This window comes from Streptomyces kanamyceticus (assembly GCF_008704495.1).
GTDB classification, from domain to species: domain Bacteria; phylum Actinomycetota; class Actinomycetes; order Streptomycetales; family Streptomycetaceae; genus Streptomyces; species Streptomyces kanamyceticus.
Genome location: NZ_CP023699.1, coordinates 2,020,019 through 2,037,259, shown reverse-complemented (window position 1 = coordinate 2,037,259; position 17,241 = coordinate 2,020,019). Strand labels below are relative to the sequence as shown.

20 protein-coding genes are annotated in these 17,241 nt (G+C 71.4%); 5 read left to right on the top strand and 15 right to left on the bottom strand.

Annotated elements, in window-relative coordinates; genetic code table 11:
- Positions 1 to 156: 156 nt before the first annotated feature.
- The 9 genes from CP970_RS08090 to CP970_RS08050 form a co-directional block, all read right to left on the bottom strand.
- Positions 157 to 579 carry an acyl-CoA thioesterase gene (locus tag CP970_RS08090; protein ID WP_055549260.1) on the bottom strand — a complete coding sequence of 141 codons (423 nt, stop codon included), beginning with the start codon at positions 577 to 579 and terminating at the stop codon, positions 157 to 159.
- A gap of 112 nt (positions 580 to 691) precedes the next feature.
- Positions 692 to 1,336 carry a hypothetical protein gene (locus CP970_RS08085; RefSeq protein WP_150493097.1) on the bottom strand — a complete coding sequence of 215 codons (645 nt, stop codon included), beginning with the start codon at positions 1,334 to 1,336 and terminating at the stop codon, positions 692 to 694.
- 109 nt (positions 1,337 to 1,445) lie between these two features.
- Positions 1,446 to 2,333: a TIGR03619 family F420-dependent LLM class oxidoreductase gene (locus CP970_RS08080; RefSeq protein WP_150493095.1), complete on the bottom strand. Its 888-nt coding sequence runs from the start codon at positions 2,331 to 2,333 to the stop codon at positions 1,446 to 1,448.
- An 82-nt stretch (positions 2,334 to 2,415) separates the two neighbouring features.
- Complete coding sequence (locus tag CP970_RS08075; RefSeq protein ID WP_055549210.1) at positions 2,416 to 3,012, bottom strand: histidine phosphatase family protein; 597 nt, start codon at positions 3,010 to 3,012, stop codon at positions 2,416 to 2,418.
- Positions 3,013 to 3,112: 100 nt separating this feature from the next.
- Positions 3,113 to 3,898 carry a hypothetical protein gene (locus CP970_RS08070; protein WP_055549209.1) on the bottom strand — a complete coding sequence of 262 codons (786 nt, stop codon included), beginning with the start codon at positions 3,896 to 3,898 and terminating at the stop codon, positions 3,113 to 3,115.
- Positions 3,898 to 5,193, bottom strand: coding sequence for a VWA domain-containing protein (locus tag CP970_RS08065; protein WP_055549208.1), 1,296 nt, complete (start codon positions 5,191 to 5,193; stop codon positions 3,898 to 3,900). Before CP970_RS08065 ends, CP970_RS08070 begins: the two co-directional genes overlap by 1 nt.
- Positions 5,194 to 5,288: 95 nt before the next feature.
- The gene (locus tag CP970_RS08060; RefSeq protein WP_055549220.1) at positions 5,289 to 6,515 is read right to left on the bottom strand and encodes an FAD-dependent monooxygenase; all 1,227 of its coding nucleotides are present in this window, start codon (positions 6,513 to 6,515) and stop codon (positions 5,289 to 5,291) included.
- 35 nt (positions 6,516 to 6,550) lie between these two features.
- On the bottom strand, positions 6,551 to 6,970 hold the full coding sequence (locus CP970_RS08055) for a cysteine peptidase family C39 domain-containing protein (RefSeq protein ID WP_317987145.1): 420 nt from the start codon (positions 6,968 to 6,970) through the stop codon (positions 6,551 to 6,553).
- Between the two features lie 104 nt (positions 6,971 to 7,074).
- Positions 7,075 to 8,286 (bottom strand): pyridoxal phosphate-dependent aminotransferase, encoded by a 1,212-nt coding sequence (locus tag CP970_RS08050; protein WP_055549206.1) that lies wholly within the window; start codon positions 8,284 to 8,286, stop codon positions 7,075 to 7,077.
- Positions 8,287 to 8,370: 84 nt separating this feature from the next.
- Here CP970_RS08050 and CP970_RS08045 point away from each other — a divergent pair, with 84 nt between their 5' ends.
- Positions 8,371 to 9,027: a winged helix-turn-helix transcriptional regulator gene (locus tag CP970_RS08045; RefSeq protein WP_055549204.1), complete on the top strand. Its 657-nt coding sequence runs from the start codon at positions 8,371 to 8,373 to the stop codon at positions 9,025 to 9,027.
- A 21-nt stretch (positions 9,028 to 9,048) separates the two neighbouring features.
- Here the strand turns inward: CP970_RS08045 and CP970_RS08040 are convergent, their stop codons facing one another.
- The 3 genes from CP970_RS08040 to CP970_RS08030 all read right to left on the bottom strand — a co-directional run bounded on the left by CP970_RS08040 (position 9,049) and on the right by CP970_RS08030 (position 12,140).
- Positions 9,049 to 10,002 carry an aldo/keto reductase gene (locus CP970_RS08040; RefSeq protein ID WP_224058322.1) on the bottom strand — a complete coding sequence of 318 codons (954 nt, stop codon included), beginning with the start codon at positions 10,000 to 10,002 and terminating at the stop codon, positions 9,049 to 9,051.
- Positions 10,003 to 10,085: 83 nt separating this feature from the next.
- Positions 10,086 to 11,105 (bottom strand): PI-PLC domain-containing protein, encoded by a 1,020-nt coding sequence (locus CP970_RS08035; RefSeq protein WP_107098972.1) that lies wholly within the window; start codon positions 11,103 to 11,105, stop codon positions 10,086 to 10,088.
- Between the two features lie 96 nt (positions 11,106 to 11,201).
- Positions 11,202 to 12,140: a hypothetical protein gene (locus CP970_RS08030; protein ID WP_150493093.1), complete on the bottom strand. Its 939-nt coding sequence runs from the start codon at positions 12,138 to 12,140 to the stop codon at positions 11,202 to 11,204.
- A gap of 241 nt (positions 12,141 to 12,381) precedes the next feature.
- Here CP970_RS08030 and CP970_RS08025 point away from each other — a divergent pair, with 241 nt between their 5' ends.
- The 4 genes from CP970_RS08025 to CP970_RS08010 all read left to right on the top strand — a co-directional run bounded on the left by CP970_RS08025 (position 12,382) and on the right by CP970_RS08010 (position 15,487).
- A complete protein-coding gene (locus CP970_RS08025) occupies positions 12,382 to 13,206 on the top strand; it encodes an SAM-dependent methyltransferase (RefSeq protein ID WP_055549200.1) in 825 nt (274 codons plus the stop codon).
- 263 nt (positions 13,207 to 13,469) lie between these two features.
- On the top strand, positions 13,470 to 14,300 hold the full coding sequence (locus tag CP970_RS08020) for a hypothetical protein (RefSeq protein WP_055549198.1): 831 nt from the start codon (positions 13,470 to 13,472) through the stop codon (positions 14,298 to 14,300).
- Positions 14,301 to 14,559: 259 nt separating this feature from the next.
- Positions 14,560 to 14,934: a roadblock/LC7 domain-containing protein gene (locus CP970_RS08015; RefSeq protein ID WP_055549196.1), complete on the top strand. Its 375-nt coding sequence runs from the start codon at positions 14,560 to 14,562 to the stop codon at positions 14,932 to 14,934.
- A gap of 187 nt (positions 14,935 to 15,121) precedes the next feature.
- Complete coding sequence (locus CP970_RS08010; RefSeq protein WP_055549194.1) at positions 15,122 to 15,487, top strand: ArsR/SmtB family transcription factor; 366 nt, start codon at positions 15,122 to 15,124, stop codon at positions 15,485 to 15,487.
- Positions 15,488 to 15,752: 265 nt separating this feature from the next.
- Here CP970_RS08010 and CP970_RS08005 read toward each other — a convergent pair whose 3' ends face one another.
- From CP970_RS08005 to CP970_RS07995, 3 genes are read right to left on the bottom strand one after another with little or no spacing between them, the layout of a single operon-like run.
- Entirely contained in the window at positions 15,753 to 15,896 is a 144-nt protein-coding gene (locus CP970_RS08005) for a hypothetical protein (protein WP_191094884.1), read from the bottom strand.
- Positions 15,893 to 16,498 carry a phosphatase PAP2 family protein gene (locus CP970_RS08000; RefSeq protein WP_055549192.1) on the bottom strand — a complete coding sequence of 202 codons (606 nt, stop codon included), beginning with the start codon at positions 16,496 to 16,498 and terminating at the stop codon, positions 15,893 to 15,895. The genes CP970_RS08005 and CP970_RS08000 overlap by 4 nt, the downstream gene beginning before the upstream one ends.
- A complete protein-coding gene (locus CP970_RS07995) occupies positions 16,495 to 17,184 on the bottom strand; it encodes a DedA family protein (RefSeq protein WP_055549189.1) in 690 nt (229 codons plus the stop codon). The genes CP970_RS08000 and CP970_RS07995 overlap by 4 nt, the downstream gene beginning before the upstream one ends.
- Positions 17,185 to 17,241 lie beyond the last annotated feature (57 nt).

The following is a 17,241-nucleotide window of genomic DNA, read 5'->3' as shown; positions in this document are numbered from 1 at the left end:
ACTAATCGACCACCGGGAGAGTGGCACGGATGTGCGTGATCTCGTGTGAACGTCGTGGAACGGTTGGGTGACGATGTCATGGACACGGCTAACTGACGGGGCTGCGAGCCGTGTCCACGACGCGCCGCGTGTGGCGTCAGGGAGACTCAGGGGGCGTTAGAGCCCGAGCAGCCCCGGATCGGACGCCAGCGCCCGGAAGTAGTCGAGCGGATCCGACACCATCCGCCGCTCCTTGAGGTCGAGCAGCCCGGCGACCCCGGTCACCGTCGCGGCCACCATGCCGTCCGCCTTCGTTATCGTCTGCTCCGTACGGAACGTCTTGCGCTCGCCCCAGACGAACCTGCAGCTCACCGTGATCTCGTCGCCCGCGCGCAGCTCGCTGCGGTAGCGGACCGTGTTCTCCAGGGCCACCGGGCCGACGCCCTTGTCCAGCAGGTCGGTCTGCGCGATCCCCGCCGCGCGCAGCAGGGACCAGCGGGCGTGCTCGGCGTACTGGAGGTACACGGCCTGGTTGAGATGGCCCTGCGAGTCCGTCTCGTACCCACGGACGCCGACGCTCACGGAATACGGCTCTGCCACGGTGTTCCCTTCGAAGGTCTTCGGGTCGCACTGGTCACGGGGGTTGTGCCCCGTGCCTTCAACTCATCGGTGCCACAGGGAATTCCGCCGGGCCGCCGCTGCTCCTTCCGGCTCAGGTCCGCCGCGGTGAAGCCAGCACGTACCGTCCGCCGCCGCGCGCCTCCGCGTGCTCGCCGACCTGCCACCCGGCCCGCTCCAGGGCCGCCGCGCAGCCGCGCAGTCCGTCCGGCGTCGGTTCCCGAACGGCGACGGCTTCCGGCTGCGGCGTCGCGCCGACCCGGTAGCCGTCACGTCCCGCACCCGCGGGTTGGCAACCGGCCGCCTCCAGGGCCAGCGCGGCCGCCTGCACCAAGTGGCCCCGCTCCCAGGCGCAGGGCCGCTCGCGCGAGCCGTCCGTGTTCGTCATGCGGCGCAGCTCGATCAGGCCCTCCCAGGCGCTGCGCACCTCCCGCGCGCGGGCGGGGCCTTCGGAGCCGACCGGTGCCGTCTCCGTGCCGGTGCGCGCGGCGAAGACCCCGGAGGGCGCGGGGGCCGGTGGCGGCTCGGGGGCGGCGGGGGCGGCGGGGGCCGCGCCCTCCTCACGTACGCGATGGCCCGCCGGCGTCAGGAAATACGCGTGCGGCGGCCGGGGATGGCGGAACGCGAGACGGGCCCGCACCAGGCCCGTGAGCTGGGCCTCGGTGCCGGACAGGCGCCCGGTTCCCGGCTCCGCGGCCTCGATGATCCGTCGCTGGACGGCAGTAGGCGGTCTCACCACGCGCACACCCTTTCCCCGGCTTCCCCGGCTTCCCCGGCTTCCCCGGCTTCCCCGCCTTCTCCGGCAGGTCCCTTCACCTGAGACCGATGGTGCCCTGCGCCACTGACAATCAGGGCGCCGTCGACATCACGAGCTCCAGTACGCGCCGGTCCTCCTCGGCGGACGTCCGTTCCTCGGGGGTGCCGGGGTACGTGTCCAGGAGTACGTCGGTGGCGCCCAGCTCCGCGAGGGTCTCCAGGTCGCCGCGGACCTGGTCGGCGCTGCCGTGCCCGAGCGGCCGCTCGGCGGTGTCCGGCCGCGCGCCGAGCCTGATCTGCAGGCGAGGCACGAGACCGGGGACCGGGCGGCCCGCGGCGTCCGCCTCCCTGGCGATGCGCGGGAGCGCGTCGCGCAGCGCCTCCAGGGTGGGCATGAACGGGTGCCAGCCCTCGCCGAGGCGCGCGGCGCGGACCTGCGCGGCGGGGGAGTTGCCGCCCACCCAGACGGGCAGGTGCGGGCTCGTCGCGGGGGCGGGGGCGGTGCGGACGCCTTCGTAGGAGACGTACTTGCCCCGGAAGGACGTCGGGTCCTCGGCCCAGGCGGCGCGGATCGCCGCGAGGTACTCGTCGGTGATCGCGCCGCGCTCGCGGAAGGGCACGCCGAGCACCTCGTACTCGGCCTGCGACCAGCCCACCCCGGCGCCCAGGATGAACCCGGCGTCGTTCAGCTGGTCGATGTTGGCGGCCATCCGCGCGGTCTGCAGGGGGTGCCGGTAGGGGATGACGGTGATGGTCGTACCCAGGCGCAGCCCCGGCACGCGGCCCGCGAGGTGCGCGGCGAGCACGAACTGGTCGTAGAACGGCGCCGGATAGACCGTGTGGACGTCCTCGGTCACCGCGATGTGGTCGGAGATCATCGCGAACTCGAGGCCGAGGTCGCGGGCGTCGGTGGCCTGTCGTACGAGGGAGTCGGGGGTCGTGCCCGAGCCGAAGTTGAGGAGATTCACGCCGTATCGCATGGGCGCAGTCTTGATGATCAAGACCGGGCCTGTCGAACCGGGCGGGAACGGACATTCCCCTTACCCGGCAAGGAAATTGGCGCTAATGGGGACGGACGTTCCACCCCGCCACCACCGGCCTGCCGTGCTCGGTGCTCAACCGGCTCACCGTGCCCGTGGCGAGCAGGAACATCGAGCCGCCCGAGGTGGGCAGACCGAGGCGGCGGGCCGCGAGGACGCGCAGGAAGTGGCTGTGCGCGAAGAGGACCACGCTGCCCTCGTTGTCGGCGAGCGCGGCGTCGACCTTGGCCAGCATCCGGTCGGCGCGCTCACCGACCTGCTCGGGCGTCTCGCCGGGATGCTCGGGAGGGCCGGGCGCCACGCCGTCCGTGAAGAGGTACCAGTCGGGACGTGTGCGATGGATCTCGACCGTCGTGAGGCCCTCGTACGCGCCGTACTCCCACTCGCTCAGATCCTCGTCGACCCGTGCGTCCCCGAACCCGGCGAGTTCGGCGGTCTCCCGTGCCCGCCCGCGCGGGCTGGTGAACGCCGCGCCGATCCGGTACGTGCCGACGAGCGGCGCGAGCCTGCGCGCCTGCTCCCTGCCGTTGTCCGTGAGCGGGATGTCCGTCCAACTGGTGTGCTGCCCGGAGAGGGCCCACGGCGTCTCGCCGTGCCGGACGAGGAGCAGATCGCCCATGGTCGCGCACGTCCTGTTCTTCAGGGGGTGGCGGAACCGTCCGGTCCCGCCACCCACGAGACTGCCACGCGGTGCAGGTCACACGCGCGCGGGGGGCTCGTCAGAGGCCCTGGGGCACCCGTGCGGGGCGGCCCGAGCCGCGCGTCAGGGCGTAGCCGCCGACGCCCGCGAGCGCCGCGAGGACGCCGCCGCCCGCCGTCCACAGCCAGCGCGAGGACCACCAGCCGCCCGCCCAGCCGTCCTCCGGCTCGGTGACGGCGGCGGGGCGCTGCTTGTCCGAGCCCGCGCCCGGCACCAGCGGCTCGCCGAGCGAACCGTCCACGGCCTGCGCGCCGCCCGCGTCGGTCGTGGTGACCTTCGTCGTGACGCTCACCGGCAGGCCGAGGTCGTCGGCCTTGAGGTCCCTGACCGTGAGCCGCAGGAAGTACGTGCCCGGCAGCGGATCGTTGGCCCACTGCTCCGACCAGGCCCGCACCGTGCGCAGCGAGCAGGAGAGCGAGACCGACTCCGCGTCCTGCGCCGCGGTCCTGGTCGGCGTGCCGAGGCGGCACGCCTGACGGCGCCTGAGGCCGTCGTACACGTCGACCTGCCAGGTGGCGTCGGCGTGCCGGGCGGCGGCGTCCGGCAGCTTCACCGTGGCGTGCACGGTGGCGCGCTGCCCGGTGTCCACGGGGAACGCCCAGTACAGGTAGTCGCCCGTGGACGCCTGCGCGGTGGCCTCCTGGTCGGGGCGGATCGCGGTCGCGGTGCGGAAGGAGGTGCCCGCGTCGGTCGGCGCGTCGGACTTCTCGTCATCGGCCGATGCCACGCCCGCGAGCCCGGTCAGGCCGAGCAGGGCGGCGCCGGTCGCCACGGCGAGACGGCTCACCACACGTGTCGTACGCATCAGTTGGTCCTCCAGACCGCGAAGCGCCAGCGAGAGACCCAGCCCCAGACCAGACCGGCGACGAAGCCGGTGAGGACGAGCAGGCCGAGCAGCCACCAGCCGTGGCCGAGCCCGAAGAACGCCACGTCGGACGCCTCGTCGGGGGAGTCGACCAGATCGACGGCGAGCTCGACGGGCAGGCCCGGCGTCGTCTTCACCGAAGCGGGCGCCGAGAACGAGTTGCTGACGCGCAGACAGACCGTCTTGGCGGTGTCCTCCTCGTCCTCGTCGTCCGCCTCGGGGGTCGGGTGGCGAAGGCCCGTCGAGATCACGTCGGTGCGCCCGTCGCCGGACTCCTGGCCGCGCACGAGCTCGCGCCCGTTCGGTGTCTCGGCCCTGAGCAGTACGCCGTAGTCCGGATTGACGGCCCGGTCGGCCGCGACGCTCACGGAGGCGCGCAGCTCCTTGCCCGCGGGCACGCTCACGCGGTACCAGCGGTGCTCGCCGAACTTCTCACGGTCGGTGTAGAGGCCCGACTTCAGCTCCGGCGCCGCGGAGCACTCGGCCGCGCCCTTCGCCTCGACCGGCGTCACCACCGGGTCGGCCGCACGGTCCACCAACTGCTTGACGCGGCCCGAGAGTTCATCGGTGTGCCGGATCGAGGTGTACGTGCCGCCGGTGGCCTCGGCGATGCAGCTCAGCTGGTCGCGGGTCTTGGCGTCGGGGACCAGGCCGAGGGTGTCGATGGTGAGGTTGATGCCCTTGGCGGAGATGTCGCGGGCCACCACGCACGGGTCGAGCGGCTGGCAGGTGTCCTCGCCGTCGGAGATCAGCACGATGCGGCGGCTGCGCTCGGCGTCGTCGTCGTGGGTGAGGTCGTCGGCGGCCTTGAGCAGCGTCGGGCCGATCGGGGTCCAGCCGGTCGGCGCGAGGGTCGCCACGGCGGTCTTCGCGTCGGTGCGGCCCGCCTTGTCGAGCTGCTCCACGGGGTAGAGCAGCTCGGTGTCCTTGCAGCCCGTCTTGCGGTCGTCGCCGCGGTAGTTGGCGCCGAGGGTGCGTATGCCGAGTGCCACCTCGTCCGGGGTCGCGTCGAGGACCTCGTTGAAGGCCTGCTTCGCCGCGGCCATCCGGGACTTGCCGTCGATGTCGCGGGCGCGCATGGAGCCGCTGACGTCGAGGACGAGCTCGACCTTGGGGGAGGGTCGTGCCGGTTCGTCGCCGTCGTCGGCGGCCGCGGGGCCCGCCGTGACGAGCCCGGCGGTCAGGGCCGCGAGCAGGGCGATCGCCCAGGCCGTCGGCCGTTGTCTTGTGATCATCGCCGGATCCTATTGATCTCGGCGCACATACCCAAAACGACGTCAGATCCGTACGCAGTGCGACCGATTGACCACGTATCACGACCGAGAGAGGACTACTTCCTCAGCTCACGACCACCGAACGCGCCGCCTCCGTCCGCCTGCTTCCACCACGCCTCCGTCGCCGCCTGGTCCATGCCCCGCCAGTCCGGCGTCGCCTGGACGAGCGCACCGCCCAGGCGCCGCCCGAGGTCCACCATCGAACGACCGGAGAGCGTGCGGTCGGTGTCGTACGTGTCCAGGGCGTCCGTCCAGGTGTCCGCCGTGGCGAGTGCGGACTCCAGGACCGTGGCGTCCTGCAGTGCCTTGACCGCGCCCGCGCCGGTGTGCGGCCGGGCGACCGCCGCCGCGTCGCCGACCAGGAGCACGCGGTCGGCGGTGCAGCGCGGCGCCGTGAAGTCGTACATCGGCTGGAGGAAGAGCTCCTCGGGCGCCGTCGCGCGCAGCACCGCGCCCCAGTACGGCGGCAGGAGCTCGTCGGCGACGTACCCGAGATGGGCGGCGAGCGCGTCGGTGAGGCCGCCGGGCGGCAGGCTCGTGGGTCCGGTGAGCCGCAGGTCGAGGCCGAGGCCCAGATCGAGGTCCGCGGGCGGCGCGGTGTAAAGGACCCAGTTGACGCGGCGGCCGCCCGCGCCGTCCGGGATGCGGTAGATGATCACGTGACCGCCGGGGAAGACGGCGTACACGCAGTCCTCGTCGCCCCACAGGCCCGGATCCGCCAGACGGGCCTCGGGGAACGCGCCGCGCCAGGCGAGGTAACCGGCGTAGGCGGGGCGGACGTCGCCGAACGCGGCAGCGCGGGCCGCCGAGCGGTAGCCGTCGGCGCCGACGACGAGGTCGAAGTGCTCGGCCCCCGACGCGGTCTCGACCCGCACGCCGTCCGGAGCCGGGTGCAGGGCCGTCACGGGAGTGCCCGCGCGGAAGTCGGCGTCCGCCGGGACGCGGCTCCTCAACTCCCGCCACAACGGACCCCAGTTGTAGGTACGGAAGGGGAACGGCATGACGGCGATCTCCCGGCCCACCGGGGCGGGTGCCGCGTCGTCCCTGACGTACCAGCGCCGCCGCACGAGCTGCACCCACGGCATGCCCGCGTCCAGGTACCCGGCCGAAGCCAGCTCCGCGTAACGGGAGTCGTGCACGGCGAGCCCCACGCCGCGGTCCGCCAGATCGCCCGCCGCGCGCTCGTACACGGTGATCTCGTCCGCGCCCCCGCGGTGCGCGGCCAGCGCCGCGGCGCACCCCGCGATGCTGCCGCCCACGACGGCGACCTTGCCTCCACGCATCATGGCGCCATCCTGGCAGGCGGGGTGACCGTCTGTCAGGGCAGTGATACCCCGCGTCCGGCGAAGAACGGCTCGAACTCGTCGGCGGAGAGTTCGGCGGTACGGGAGCGGGCGTCGATGCCGGACGGGTTGTGGAAGTGCAGCAGGCCTTCGGCCGTACGCCGGGTCAGCAGGACCAGGTGGCCGCCCCTGCCGGGGGCGGGGCGGTGGGGGCGGCGGATCTCGTAGTGCACCGAGGCGATGACCTGCCGTCCCTCGTCGAGGAGCGTGATGATCTCCTCGACGGAGAGGTGGCGGTGGACCGTGGCGTCCACGCCGTGCGCCTCGCGGGCGTACTCCGCGAAGGGGGCGTAGATGAGCCCCTTGATCGCCCCGTCGACCTCCGTGTACGCGCCGTACTTCAGCGCGCCGTCCCGCAGTTCGAAGAGGGAAGGGGCGGACGGGCCGAGCGCCATTCGGTAGCACGTCAGACCGCACTTCGCCGTGGGCGGCAGGCCGGTTTGGGGGCCGCGGGCCGTCTGTGGCTGGTCGCGCAGTTCCCCGCGCCCCTTCGGGCGCCCTACTGGCGGTAGCCGCTCAGGAAGCGGCCGATGCGGCTGATCGCCGCGTCCAGGTCGTCAGCGTAGGGAAGGGTGAGGATGCGGAAGTGGTCGGGGCGGGCCCAGTTGAAGCCGGTGCCCTGGACGACCTGGATCTTCTCCTGGAGGAGCAGGTCGAGGACGAACTTCTCGTCGTCGTGGATCGGGTGGACCTTCGGGTCCAGGCGCGGGAACGCGTACAGCGCGCCCTTCGGCTTCACGCAGGAGACGCCGGGGATCTCGTTCAGCTTCTCCCAGGCCTTGTCGCGCTGTTCGCGCAACCGGCCGCCGGGCGCGGTGAGTTCATGGATGGACTGGCGGCCGCCGAGCGCGGCCTGGATGGCGTACTGCGCGGGGGCGTTGGGGCACAGCCGCATGGAGGCGAGCATCGTCAGCCCCTCCAGATAGCTCTTGGCGTGCTGCTGCGGGCCGGTCACGACCATCCACCCGGACCGGAACCCGGCCACCCGGTACGTCTTGGACAACCCGCAGAAGGTGAGGACGACGAGATCCGGGGCGAGGGCGGCGACGCTGTGGTGCACGGCGTCGTCGTACAGGATCTGGTCGTAGATCTCGTCGGCGAAGACCATCAGGCCGTGCCGTCGCGCCAGATCGAGGATGCCCTCCAGGATCTCCTTCGGATAGACGGCGCCCGTGGGGTTGTTGGGGTTGATGATCACGACGGCCTTGGTGCGGTCGGTGATCTTCGACGCCATGTCGTCCAGGTCCGGGTACCAGTCGGCGGACTCGTCGCACACGTAGTGGACGGCCTTGCCTCCGGAGAGGGTCGTCACGGCGGTCCACAGAGGGAAGTCGGGCGCGGGGATGAGGACTTCGTCGCCGTCTTCAAGGAGCGCCTGTACGGCCATGGTGACCAGCTCGGAGACGCCGTTGCCGAGAAAGACGTCGTCTACGGAGACGTCGTTCAGGCCGAGCGCCTGATAGCGCTGCGCGACGGCGCGCCGGGCGGAGAGGATGCCGCGCGAGTCCGTGTAGCCGTGCGCGTTCGGGAGCATCCGGATCATGTCCTGGACGATCTCCTCGGGCGCCTCGAAGCCGAACAGCGCGGGGTTGCCCGTGTTGAGGCGCAGGACGCTGTGGCCCGCCTCCTCCAGGGCGTTGGCGTGCTCGATGACCGGGCCCCGGATCTCGTAACAGACCTCGCTGAGCTTGCTCGACTGCCGGAACTCCATGCGGTGCGCCTCCCGTGACGTGTGTTACTTGGTTTTACCAAGCCTCCGCTTGGAAAGTCCAACAACTTGCATAGACTATGCCGCATGCCACCTCAGCCCCGGCCGCAGTCGCGGTCCCGCCGAAGCTACGACCAGTACTGCGCCGCCGCCCGCGGCCTGGACGCCGTCGGCGACCGCTGGACCCTGCTGATCGTCCGGGAACTCCTCGCGGGCCCGCGCCGCTACACCGACCTGCACGCCGACCTGCCCGGCGTCAGCACGGACGTCCTCGCCTCACGCCTGAAGGACATGGAGCAGCAGGGCCTGAGCACCCGCCGCAAACTGCCCCCGCCCGCGGCGGCGTACGTCTACGAACTCACCGACCGGGGCCGGGAGTTGCTGCCCGTCCTCCAGGCACTCGCTGCCTGGGGCGCCCCGGCCCTCGCGGAGCGCAGGCCCACGGACGCGCTGCGGGCGCACTGGTTCGCGCTGCCGCTGCTCGGCGCCCTTGCGGCGGCCGCGGTCGAGGGCGTGGTGGACGTCCGGCTGGCCGAGGGGCAGTTCCACCTGCGGCTCGCCCAGGGCGCCGAGTCCTACGGCGACGGGCCCGCGCCGGACGGGGCCGACGCGGGCATCGCCCTGGACGCCGACACCTGCGTGGCGATCGGCCGCGGCGCACTCACCGTGGTCCAGGGCGTACGGGAGGGCCGGATAGAGGTCTCCGGAGACTCCGTCGTCGCCAAGGCGCTGCGCGGGGCGTGACGGTTCCGGGCAGGCGGCGGGTCAGGGCAGGGGGACTCCGCGCGCTGCGACCCACAGCTCGTACCACTCCTCGTGGGTGAGCTCGGGCTCGCGCCCGACGGCGTCCCGGCAGGCGAGGATCCGCTCGGCCCGACTCGTGCCGATGACCGGGGCGATCCCGGCCGGGTGGCGCTGGAGCCACCACAGCAGGATCGTCTCCGGCGTCGTCCCCTTGCGCTTGGCGAGGTCGGCGACGAGCCGTGCGGCGGGCGAGTCGCCCGTGTCCGGGCCGGTGAAGCGGCCCTGGGCCAGGGGGCCCCAGGCCTGGATCCGGACGCCGTTGGCCCGGCAGTACTCGACCGTCCCGTGCGGGAAGCCGTTCTCGGTGGCGGCCGGGGTGTTCAGGAGGACGCCCGCCTCGACCCAGTCCCGGCTCGCGAGGCTCATCTCCAACTGGTTCGCGACCAGCGGGACATCGAGGTGGGCCTGTAGAGCGGCCATCTGCGCGGCGCTCATGTTCGACACGCCGAAGCGGCGCACCAGGCCCTGGCGGTGCAGGGAGGTGAGCGCCCCGGCGATCTCCGCGGGGTCCGCCAGCGGGTCGGGACGGTGCAGGAGCAGCACGTCGAGCACGTCGGTGCGGAGCCGCGTGAGGCTCTCCTCGACGCGCCGGACGATGGTCGGCCCCCGCAGGTCGTACATGCCGGGGTGGTCGCCGTCGGCCTGCCGGATGCCGCACTTGGTCTGCAGGACGACGCGGTCGCGCAGGCCGGGCGCCCTGGCGAGCAGTTCGCCGAAGACCGACTCGGCCTTGCCCTTCCGGTAGATGTCGGCGTGGTCGAACGTGGTGATGCCGATGGCCAGCGCGGCCTCGACGGCGACCTCCGCGTGCGCGATGTCCGCGGCGGTGTACGGCGCGGTGTCCCAGGTGCCGCCGAGCCCCATGCAGCCGTAGAGCGGCCGGCGCAGGTCGGGCAGGTCGAGCTGTGCAGTCATGTCTCTCCCTCGCTGATGACCCAGTGGGGTCACCGTAACGGCCGGGCGGCATGGACATGGCTGCGCCGTCTCAGCTCCCGGTCTCAGCTTCCGAAGGGGACGTCCTCCGTGGTGGCCATGCGGCGGGTGTCGCCGTGCGCCTCGACGAAGTCGTGGATGTGGCCGATGGCCCGCTTCGCGGAGGACTCGTCCTTGCCGCAGCCGCGGATGCCGGAGACGCCGTCGGGGTAGCAGGAGGCCCGGTGGCCGTAGATCAGTCCGTCGGCGTCGCCCCCGGCGCCGTCCAGCAGGTCCCGGGTCGCGCGGGCGTCGCCCGCGGCGGTCGTCCAGCCGAAGACGCGCGCCAGTTCGCCGCGGTCCCGTGCCTGGGCGCCGAGGCGGACCTGCTTCTGCACCTTCCCCAGAACGGTCGGCAGCTTGAGGTTGAACAGGCCCTTGTCCATGACCCGTTGGTTGTGCTTCACGGAGTCGCCGAACTCGCCGTACTGCCGCGTGACCTCGTCCGTGTCACCGCTGATGTCCACGCCTTCGAGGTCGGTGAGGCCACCCGCGACGTCCTTCCAGCCCGCTCCGCCCGCGGTGCCGTAGAACCCGTACAGGACCCGCACCCCGGCGCTCCCCAGCTTGGCGCGGGCCAGGTCGCGCAGGGCCGCGACCGAGCAGTGGCGCCGCTGCGCGTCACCGCTCGCGCAGTGGTCGGGGTTCTTGATGTCGAGCCACACGAACCCGATGTTCTTGCCCGCCCGCCGCTGCTGCGCGATCCGGTCGAACATCTCCGCCATGGTGTTCCCGGCGCTCGTCGGGAGCCCGTCGTGATCGGCCCACCAGCCCTTCTTCCAGGCGGTGGCGTCGATCTCCACGGCGTTGGCGCCGTGGTCGAGCGCCTTGTCGACGCCGTCGACGGTGAGGACGCGGTGCGCGATGGCCCAGACGGGGCGCTCGGCCCCGGGCTTGACGCCGGACGCGGAGGCGTGGCCGGTGGTGGCGGCAGCCGCGGACGGGGCGGCGAGGGTCATCACCAAGGCGCCGCACGTCAAGGCGCCGCACGCGGCGGTCAGCGTCGCGGCGATGGTGGTCGAGCGGGGGCGGTCCCGATATATCAAGGTTGTCTCTCCATCCGTTCCTGTGCGCTCGGCCGCCTGCCCGTCCCGCCCCAGGTCAAACACCCTTTCCGTATGTCATCGCAGCTCGCGGCCGCCTCAGACGCCGTCCTTGTGCCCGTTCGCGACGAGCAACTCCGCCATGCTCTTGTGGGCGGGGGCGGCCTCGGCGTTGCTCTCGTCGTGGAACATCCTGAGGTACTGGATGAGGACACCCACGCAGGTGTCCCGACCGTCGTACTCCGCGTTGTCGACGAGTCGACAGTCACGCGAGATCTCCCTGATCCGCCCGTCGGGAGCGCTGTACAAGGGGTGCCAGATCAGCTTCACGTCCGGGTTCAGCCGCTGGATCTCCCGCAGGTGCGGGACTTCAAGGCGGATGAGGATGCTGTCCGGGGAGTAGGCCCGCACGAAGATGTGCACGGGGCCGGTCGCGCGGGACACGAAGGCCTTGGAGAGGATGCTCCACATCGGCCCCGTCAGCTTCCAGTTCGGATTCAGCTCCAGGACGTTGAGCACGCTGCCGATCCGGGTCCGCGCCAGTGGCGTGTGGCCTTTCTCGTACGCGTACTCGCTGGTCTCGATGCCGCCCGCCCACAGGGCCATGGTGGGCGTGTCGATCTCCAGATGCTCGGTCATGAGCTTGACGAACTCGTGGTACCACGAGTTCGTCGCACGGAGCTCGCGCTGCTCCTGGCGGTCGTTCGTCTTCGCCATGGCCTCGTCGTTCAGCGCGCCCTGCGAGTCGACCCCGCCGAGCAGCAGTTGCCAGGCGGCGTCGGCCTCGGCCTGCGGGATGCCCGCGGCCCTCGTGAGCTCCTGGTACGTCGCCCACTCGGGGTGCTCGGTGGGCCTCGTGGCGTAGTGCTCGGCCGGATCGCCCGTCTGGCGCTGCACCCAGCGGGTCACCGCCGCGTTCCCCGCGCGCCGCTGCAGCGCGGCCAGGCCGGTGGGGCGCGCCCCACGCCCGGCGGCGGCCTGCGGTGCGGCGGCCTGCGGTGTCGTCTGCCGCTCTGCGGCTCTCTGTGTCGCGCGCACGCTTTCGCTGCCCCTCTGTGATGCCCTTTGTGGTGCCCTTCCGACCCCGATCCTGCCGAGCCTAGGGGCGGCGGCAGCGGCCGGACGAGGTCCGGGAGGGCAGACCCCTGGGCACGCCAAGCCCTTCGGCAAGTCCGCCCCGCCTGGCTGGCTTTGGAGCCGTGGCCGTATAAATCAGTGAGGAGATCGGCCCGCTGCGGCGTCTGAGGGCCATCGTCAACGTTCGAGAGTGGAGTGGCCCATGTACAGCGGCAACGGCAGCGGCAGCGAAGGCGCGAGTGCTCGGATCGACACCTCGACGGCTCATTCGGCGCGGGTGTACGACTACATCCTGGGCGGCAAGGACCACTACGCCGTCGACGCCGAGGCGGGCGACAAGATGTGCGAGCACTGGCCCGCGCTTCCGGTGCACATGCTGGAGAACCGCCGGTTCATGCACCGCGCAGGGCACTACCTGGCCAAGGAACAGGGCATCCGGCAGTTCCTCGACATCGGCACGGGTCTGCCCACGGCCCCCAACCTGCACGAGGTGGCGCAGCAAGTGGCGCCGGAGTCGCACGTCGTCTACGTCGACAACGACCCCATCGTCCTGGCACACGCGCGTGCCCTCCTCCAGGGCACGCGCGAGGGCGCGACCGCGTACATCGACGCCGACATGCACGACCCGGACGCCATCCTGGACAGCCCGGAGTTCCGTGAGCTGATCGACCTGGGGGAGCCGGTGGGTCTGATGATCATCGGCATACTCCACTTCATCCTGCCGCCGGACGACGGCCTCCTGGTGCGCCGCCTGCTGGAACCGCTGCCGTCGGGCAGCTTCCTGGCGATGACCATCGGAACCGGGGACTTCGCGCCCGGCGAGGTGGGCAGGGTGGCCGAGGAGTACGCGCAGCAGGGCATGCCGATGGCCCTGCGCGACCTGGCCACCGCGACCTCGTTCTTCGACGGGATGGACCTGGTGGACCCGGGCGTCACCCAGGTCCACAAGTGGCGCCCCGGCCCCGAGCAGGACGGCGTCGACGACCGCGCCATCGCGATGTACGGGGCGGTTGCTCGCAAGCGCTGAGGGGCGTGCGGCCGGGGGCGACCAGCTTGCGGAGCCAGCTTGCCGTGCTGTCGCAGGAGAGTGGGGGGAAGGGCCTTTGAAAGGCTTGAGACGGGTCGTCGTGACCCGCTATGTCGCACCACGCTGAGGAACGGACATCGAGGGCCCGGGCCGCCCGCTTGTGCACTGTGCGGGCCGTGCCTGCCGGTCAAGGGCACCTTCGGCGGCGCATCACGCCGACCGTCGGTCACCCGGTCCACGGCGTCCCGTACGGTCGACCTGTGATGATCGAATCGGGCACCCCACGTCGTCTCGGCCTCCCTGCCTCCGCAGCGCGGTTGCGCTTCGACACGGAGCTCCAGGAGGTCGGCGGCGGGCCGCGGCGCCGCTTGCTCATGCTCGACGACGAGCCTGCCTTCGAGCTCAGCTTCTACTGCGGAACGTGCCCGTTCCTGTTCCGCCGGCTGGAAGGCGCGAGGGAGAAGTTGTCCTTGGAGGGCGTGCAGGAACGGCTCACCGGCGCGCTGGAGGTTCCGGACGACGGTGGAGTGATCGACGCGTTCGGCACGTTGCTGCCGCAGGGCGAGTACCTTCCCCTGCTCCTGGATGTGGAGCCCCGGTTGGTCGTCCCCGGCAAGGAAGGCGATTACTTCAGCGGCGAGCAGGTCACGACGTGGGGTGTCGATCAGTTCTGGGGCCTCCCGGAGTACCCGCACACCCCGTACTACCGAACCTTCGAGACCGCCGTCGACGCGGACGCCCACCTCTACGAGTTCGTCGTGCCCATGGTGCCCCCGACGTGGAACGAGAGGGAGCGCGTCGAGGAGTACGTCGCGCTCATGGGGCGGGGAACGGTGCCCACGGCGGTGGCGATCTCCACGCTGGACGTGTGCGAACCCGCCTCCGGGATGCCGATCGATCACTACCAGCACTGGGGCCTGACGCACTTCCTCCTCGACGGCCACCACAAGCTGGAGGCCGCTGCCACGGTCGGCCGGCCCGTGCGGATCCTCTCCCTCCTGGCCCTGGGCGAGGGCCTGGCAGGAGCGGACGACTGTGCCCGGCTGCCGGCCCTGCGCGCCCGGCCCCGTTCGGCCCGGCCGAGCGGAACCTGAACCAGCGAACCTGAACCAGCGCCGACGATCACGGACACCGCGCCGCTCGGCGGACTCACTCCGGGTCGCCGCGCGCGCAGTCGGCGACCGACAAGTAGGTCAAGCAAGCAGCTCCAGTACGGCACGCAAGCGCGTCCAACCGATCCGAAGGGGGCAACTGCGGCTGCTTTCGCCTCAAGTCGCATCGGGCGGCGGCGTGACTCCTAGAGTCCCCGCCGGGGCCGGACAACCAGCCTTCACATCTCTCGGAGGAGGACCCGTGACCAGTGTGGAAGTGTCCCTCAAAACCCTGCTGACCGAGGCCGAAGGAGCACTCGGAGCCGCCGTCGTCGACTACACGAGCGGCATGGCGCTCGGCACGTTGGGCGGCGGCAAACACCTGGATCTGAACGTCGCGGCGGCCGGCAACACCGACCTGATCCGCGCCAAGGTGCGCACCATGGAGCTGCTGGGCCTCAAGAGCGAGATCGAGGACATCCTCGTCACCCTGGGTACCCAGTACCACCTCATCCGTCCGGTGACAGGAAGGTCGGGGAACGGTCTCTTCATCTATCTCGTCATCGACAAGGCCCGGTCGAACCTCGCCATGGCGCGCCATCTCCTCAGGCGCACCGAGGAGCAGCTCGAGGTGTGAGCTCCGGCGCTCTTTCTACGCCCGCTACTTGAAGACTTCTTCAAGCCACTACCTCTGCATCTTCCGAAGTCTCGGATCGAGTGACCCGGGCCGGGGAGGATGGGATGTCACGCCGGGCGCGGCGGCGGTCAGGGCCGCCGCGCCCCCATCTCAGGGCCTCATCCGCGTCAGGAGAGTGAGAGATCCCGTGCAGGCGCCCCTCTACCAGGTCAAAGCAGAGTTCTTCCGCATGCTCGGGCACCCGGTCCGCATCCGCGTCCTGGAACTCCTCCAGAACGGGCCGGTATCGGTACGGGACCTGCTCATCGAGATCGACGTCGAGCCCTCGAACCTCTCTCAGCAACTCGCCGTACTGCGCCGCTCCGGCATCGTCGTCTCCACCCGCGAAGGCACGACCGTCACGTACGCCCTGGCCGGTGGCGACGTCGCCGAACTCCTGCGTGCGGCACGCCGCATCCTCACCGAACTCCTCGCCGGCCAGACCGCCTTGCTGGCCGCACTCCAGGACTCCGAGCAGCCCGTACAACCCGCCGCGCACTCACCTCAGCCCTGACTTCAGACGTGCCGGCGGCCCCCGTCCGTGTTCCGTTCAAGGGGCGCTGTCTCAAGCGGTGGCAACGACGGCTCAACACCACCCACGAAGGACGGCTTCCATGTGTTGCGGCACGCCCGTGCCTCGTTCATGCATGCTGGAGTCCGGAGGCAAGGGGGGCACGTACGTCGTGAAGTCGCCTACTTCGGCTCGCTGACCATGGCGTTTGAGCTCCGGAGGTGGCCTGAACTGGGGCGACGCTTCTTTCTGAGTCTTTCGCGCTCGTTCAGCCTTGTGCGGCTGATTCTCCGTGGTCCGCGATCAGCGGTGAGCCGTCCTGGCCCACCATGACCATGGTCAGCAGGCCGAACGCCATCCACGCGCCCAGGCCGCAGCTGCCGACGAGGTCGGAGGCGTCGCGGCGCTTCATGGCGTCACCAGTAGCGGACGCAGGCGGGTGGCCGCGAGCCGAGGCGCCAGGCGCTGCGCACGCCTGCGTGTGGTCGGCAGGACGAGCAGTACGGTGAGGGTGCCGGCCACGGCGCCGGCCAGCACGTCGTGGGGATAGTGCGCGCCGACCCAGACGCGGGAGACCGCCATGGCTCCCGCGGCCACGATCGCGACGGCGCCGAGTCTGCGGGACACGAACAGCAGGGCGACGGCCGCAGCGGTGGCGATGGCCGCGTGGTTGCTGGGGAAGGACCAGTCGCCGGGCGCAGGGCACGCCTCCAGCGTGGTGACGTGCAGGCTCTGGCAGGGTCGGTCCTCGCGCACCACCAGCTTCAGTGCCGCGTCCACGGCGAAGGCCACGACCACGACCAGCGGCACGGCGAGCGCCGTCGCCGCCGCGCCCGCGCTCACCCGGCGTGCCCGCCACCAGGCGATGACCATGAGGACGGCGAACAGGGCCAGTCCGTACGTCGACCATGCCGCGACGGTGTCGTTCAGCCACGGCGGAGCATGCCCGGCCAGATGCACGACAGCGGTGGTGGGCGAGCCGTCGATGGACGAGCCGTCGAAGGCAATGGTCATCCCAGGGTCTCCTCTTCCGTTGCTTTCTGCCCGGCTGCGCGAGCTCCCCGGCGCGAGCGAAGGACCTCGGTAACGAGCGGAATCAGCGACAGGGCCACGATCACCGCGACCAGCGGAAGCAGGTACCTGTCCACGTTCGGCACGGAGGATCCCAGGGCGTAGCCGGCCAGGGTGAGACCGATGCTCCACGCCAGTCCGCCGATGACCTGCCAGAGCGTGAACGTCCGCACCGGGACCCGAAGGGCACCCGCCATCGGGTTCAGGACCGTGCGCACCACTGGGACGAAGCGGGCCAGCACGATCGCCTTCGCATGCCCGTAGCGGGCAAGAAGTTCTTCCGCGCGTCGCGCCCCTACATGCAGGCGGGACGAGTGGCTGCGGGCCAGCAGAGCGCCGCCCGCTCTGCGGCCCAGCAGATAGCCGCACTGCGAGCCCGCCAGCGCCCCCACCGCCGCGGCGGCCAGGAGCGGGGCGAGGGAAAGCCTCAGGCCGCGATCGGCGCTGCCGGTACACAGCAGCCCCGCCGTGAACAGCAGCGAGTCTCCCGGCAGGAAGAAGCCGATCAGTAGTCCTGTCTCGGCGAACAGCACCACACCCACGCCCAGCGCGCCGAACGCGGACAACAGCGAGCGCGCGTCCAGCACATTGACGGCGAGCTGCGACGACAGGTGCAGGACTGGGGTCATCGTCGGGCTCCCTCGTGGTGCGTCGCGCCGGATGTTCCGGTGCGGCAGCACCCGGCC

What these genes read in the sequence shown, in the direction of transcription:
- CP970_RS07995 (WP_055549189.1), bottom strand. Translation starts at nt 17,184, where the DNA reads ATGACCCCAGTCCTGCACCTGTCGTCGCAGCTCGCCGTCAATGTGCTG.
- CP970_RS08000 (WP_055549192.1), bottom strand. Translation starts at nt 16,498, where the DNA reads ATGACCATTGCCTTCGACGGCTCGTCCATCGACGGCTCGCCCACCACC.
- CP970_RS08040 (WP_224058322.1), bottom strand. Translation starts at nt 10,002, where the DNA reads ATGACTGCACAGCTCGACCTGCCCGACCTGCGCCGGCCGCTCTACGGC.
- CP970_RS08060 (WP_055549220.1), bottom strand. Translation starts at nt 6,515, where the DNA reads ATGCGTGGAGGCAAGGTCGCCGTCGTGGGCGGCAGCATCGCGGGGTGC.
- CP970_RS08050 (WP_055549206.1), bottom strand. Translation starts at nt 8,286, where the DNA reads ATGGAGTTCCGGCAGTCGAGCAAGCTCAGCGAGGTCTGTTACGAGATC.
- CP970_RS08080 (WP_150493095.1), bottom strand. Translation starts at nt 2,333, where the DNA reads ATGCGATACGGCGTGAATCTCCTCAACTTCGGCTCGGGCACGACCCCC.
- CP970_RS08025 (WP_055549200.1), top strand. Translation starts at nt 12,382, where the DNA reads ATGTACAGCGGCAACGGCAGCGGCAGCGAAGGCGCGAGTGCTCGGATC.
- CP970_RS08055 (WP_317987145.1), bottom strand. Translation starts at nt 6,970, where the DNA reads ATGGCGCTCGGCCCGTCCGCCCCTTCCCTCTTCGAACTGCGGGACGGC.
- CP970_RS08075 (WP_055549210.1), bottom strand. Translation starts at nt 3,012, where the DNA reads ATGGGCGATCTGCTCCTCGTCCGGCACGGCGAGACGCCGTGGGCCCTC.
- CP970_RS08065 (WP_055549208.1), bottom strand. Translation starts at nt 5,193, where the DNA reads ATGATCACAAGACAACGGCCGACGGCCTGGGCGATCGCCCTGCTCGCG.
- CP970_RS08020 (WP_055549198.1), top strand. Translation starts at nt 13,470, where the DNA reads ATGATCGAATCGGGCACCCCACGTCGTCTCGGCCTCCCTGCCTCCGCA.
- CP970_RS08045 (WP_055549204.1), top strand. Translation starts at nt 8,371, where the DNA reads ATGCCACCTCAGCCCCGGCCGCAGTCGCGGTCCCGCCGAAGCTACGAC.
- CP970_RS08070 (WP_055549209.1), bottom strand. Translation starts at nt 3,898, where the DNA reads ATGCGTACGACACGTGTGGTGAGCCGTCTCGCCGTGGCGACCGGCGCC.
- CP970_RS08005 (WP_191094884.1), bottom strand. Translation starts at nt 15,896, where the DNA reads ATGAAGCGCCGCGACGCCTCCGACCTCGTCGGCAGCTGCGGCCTGGGC.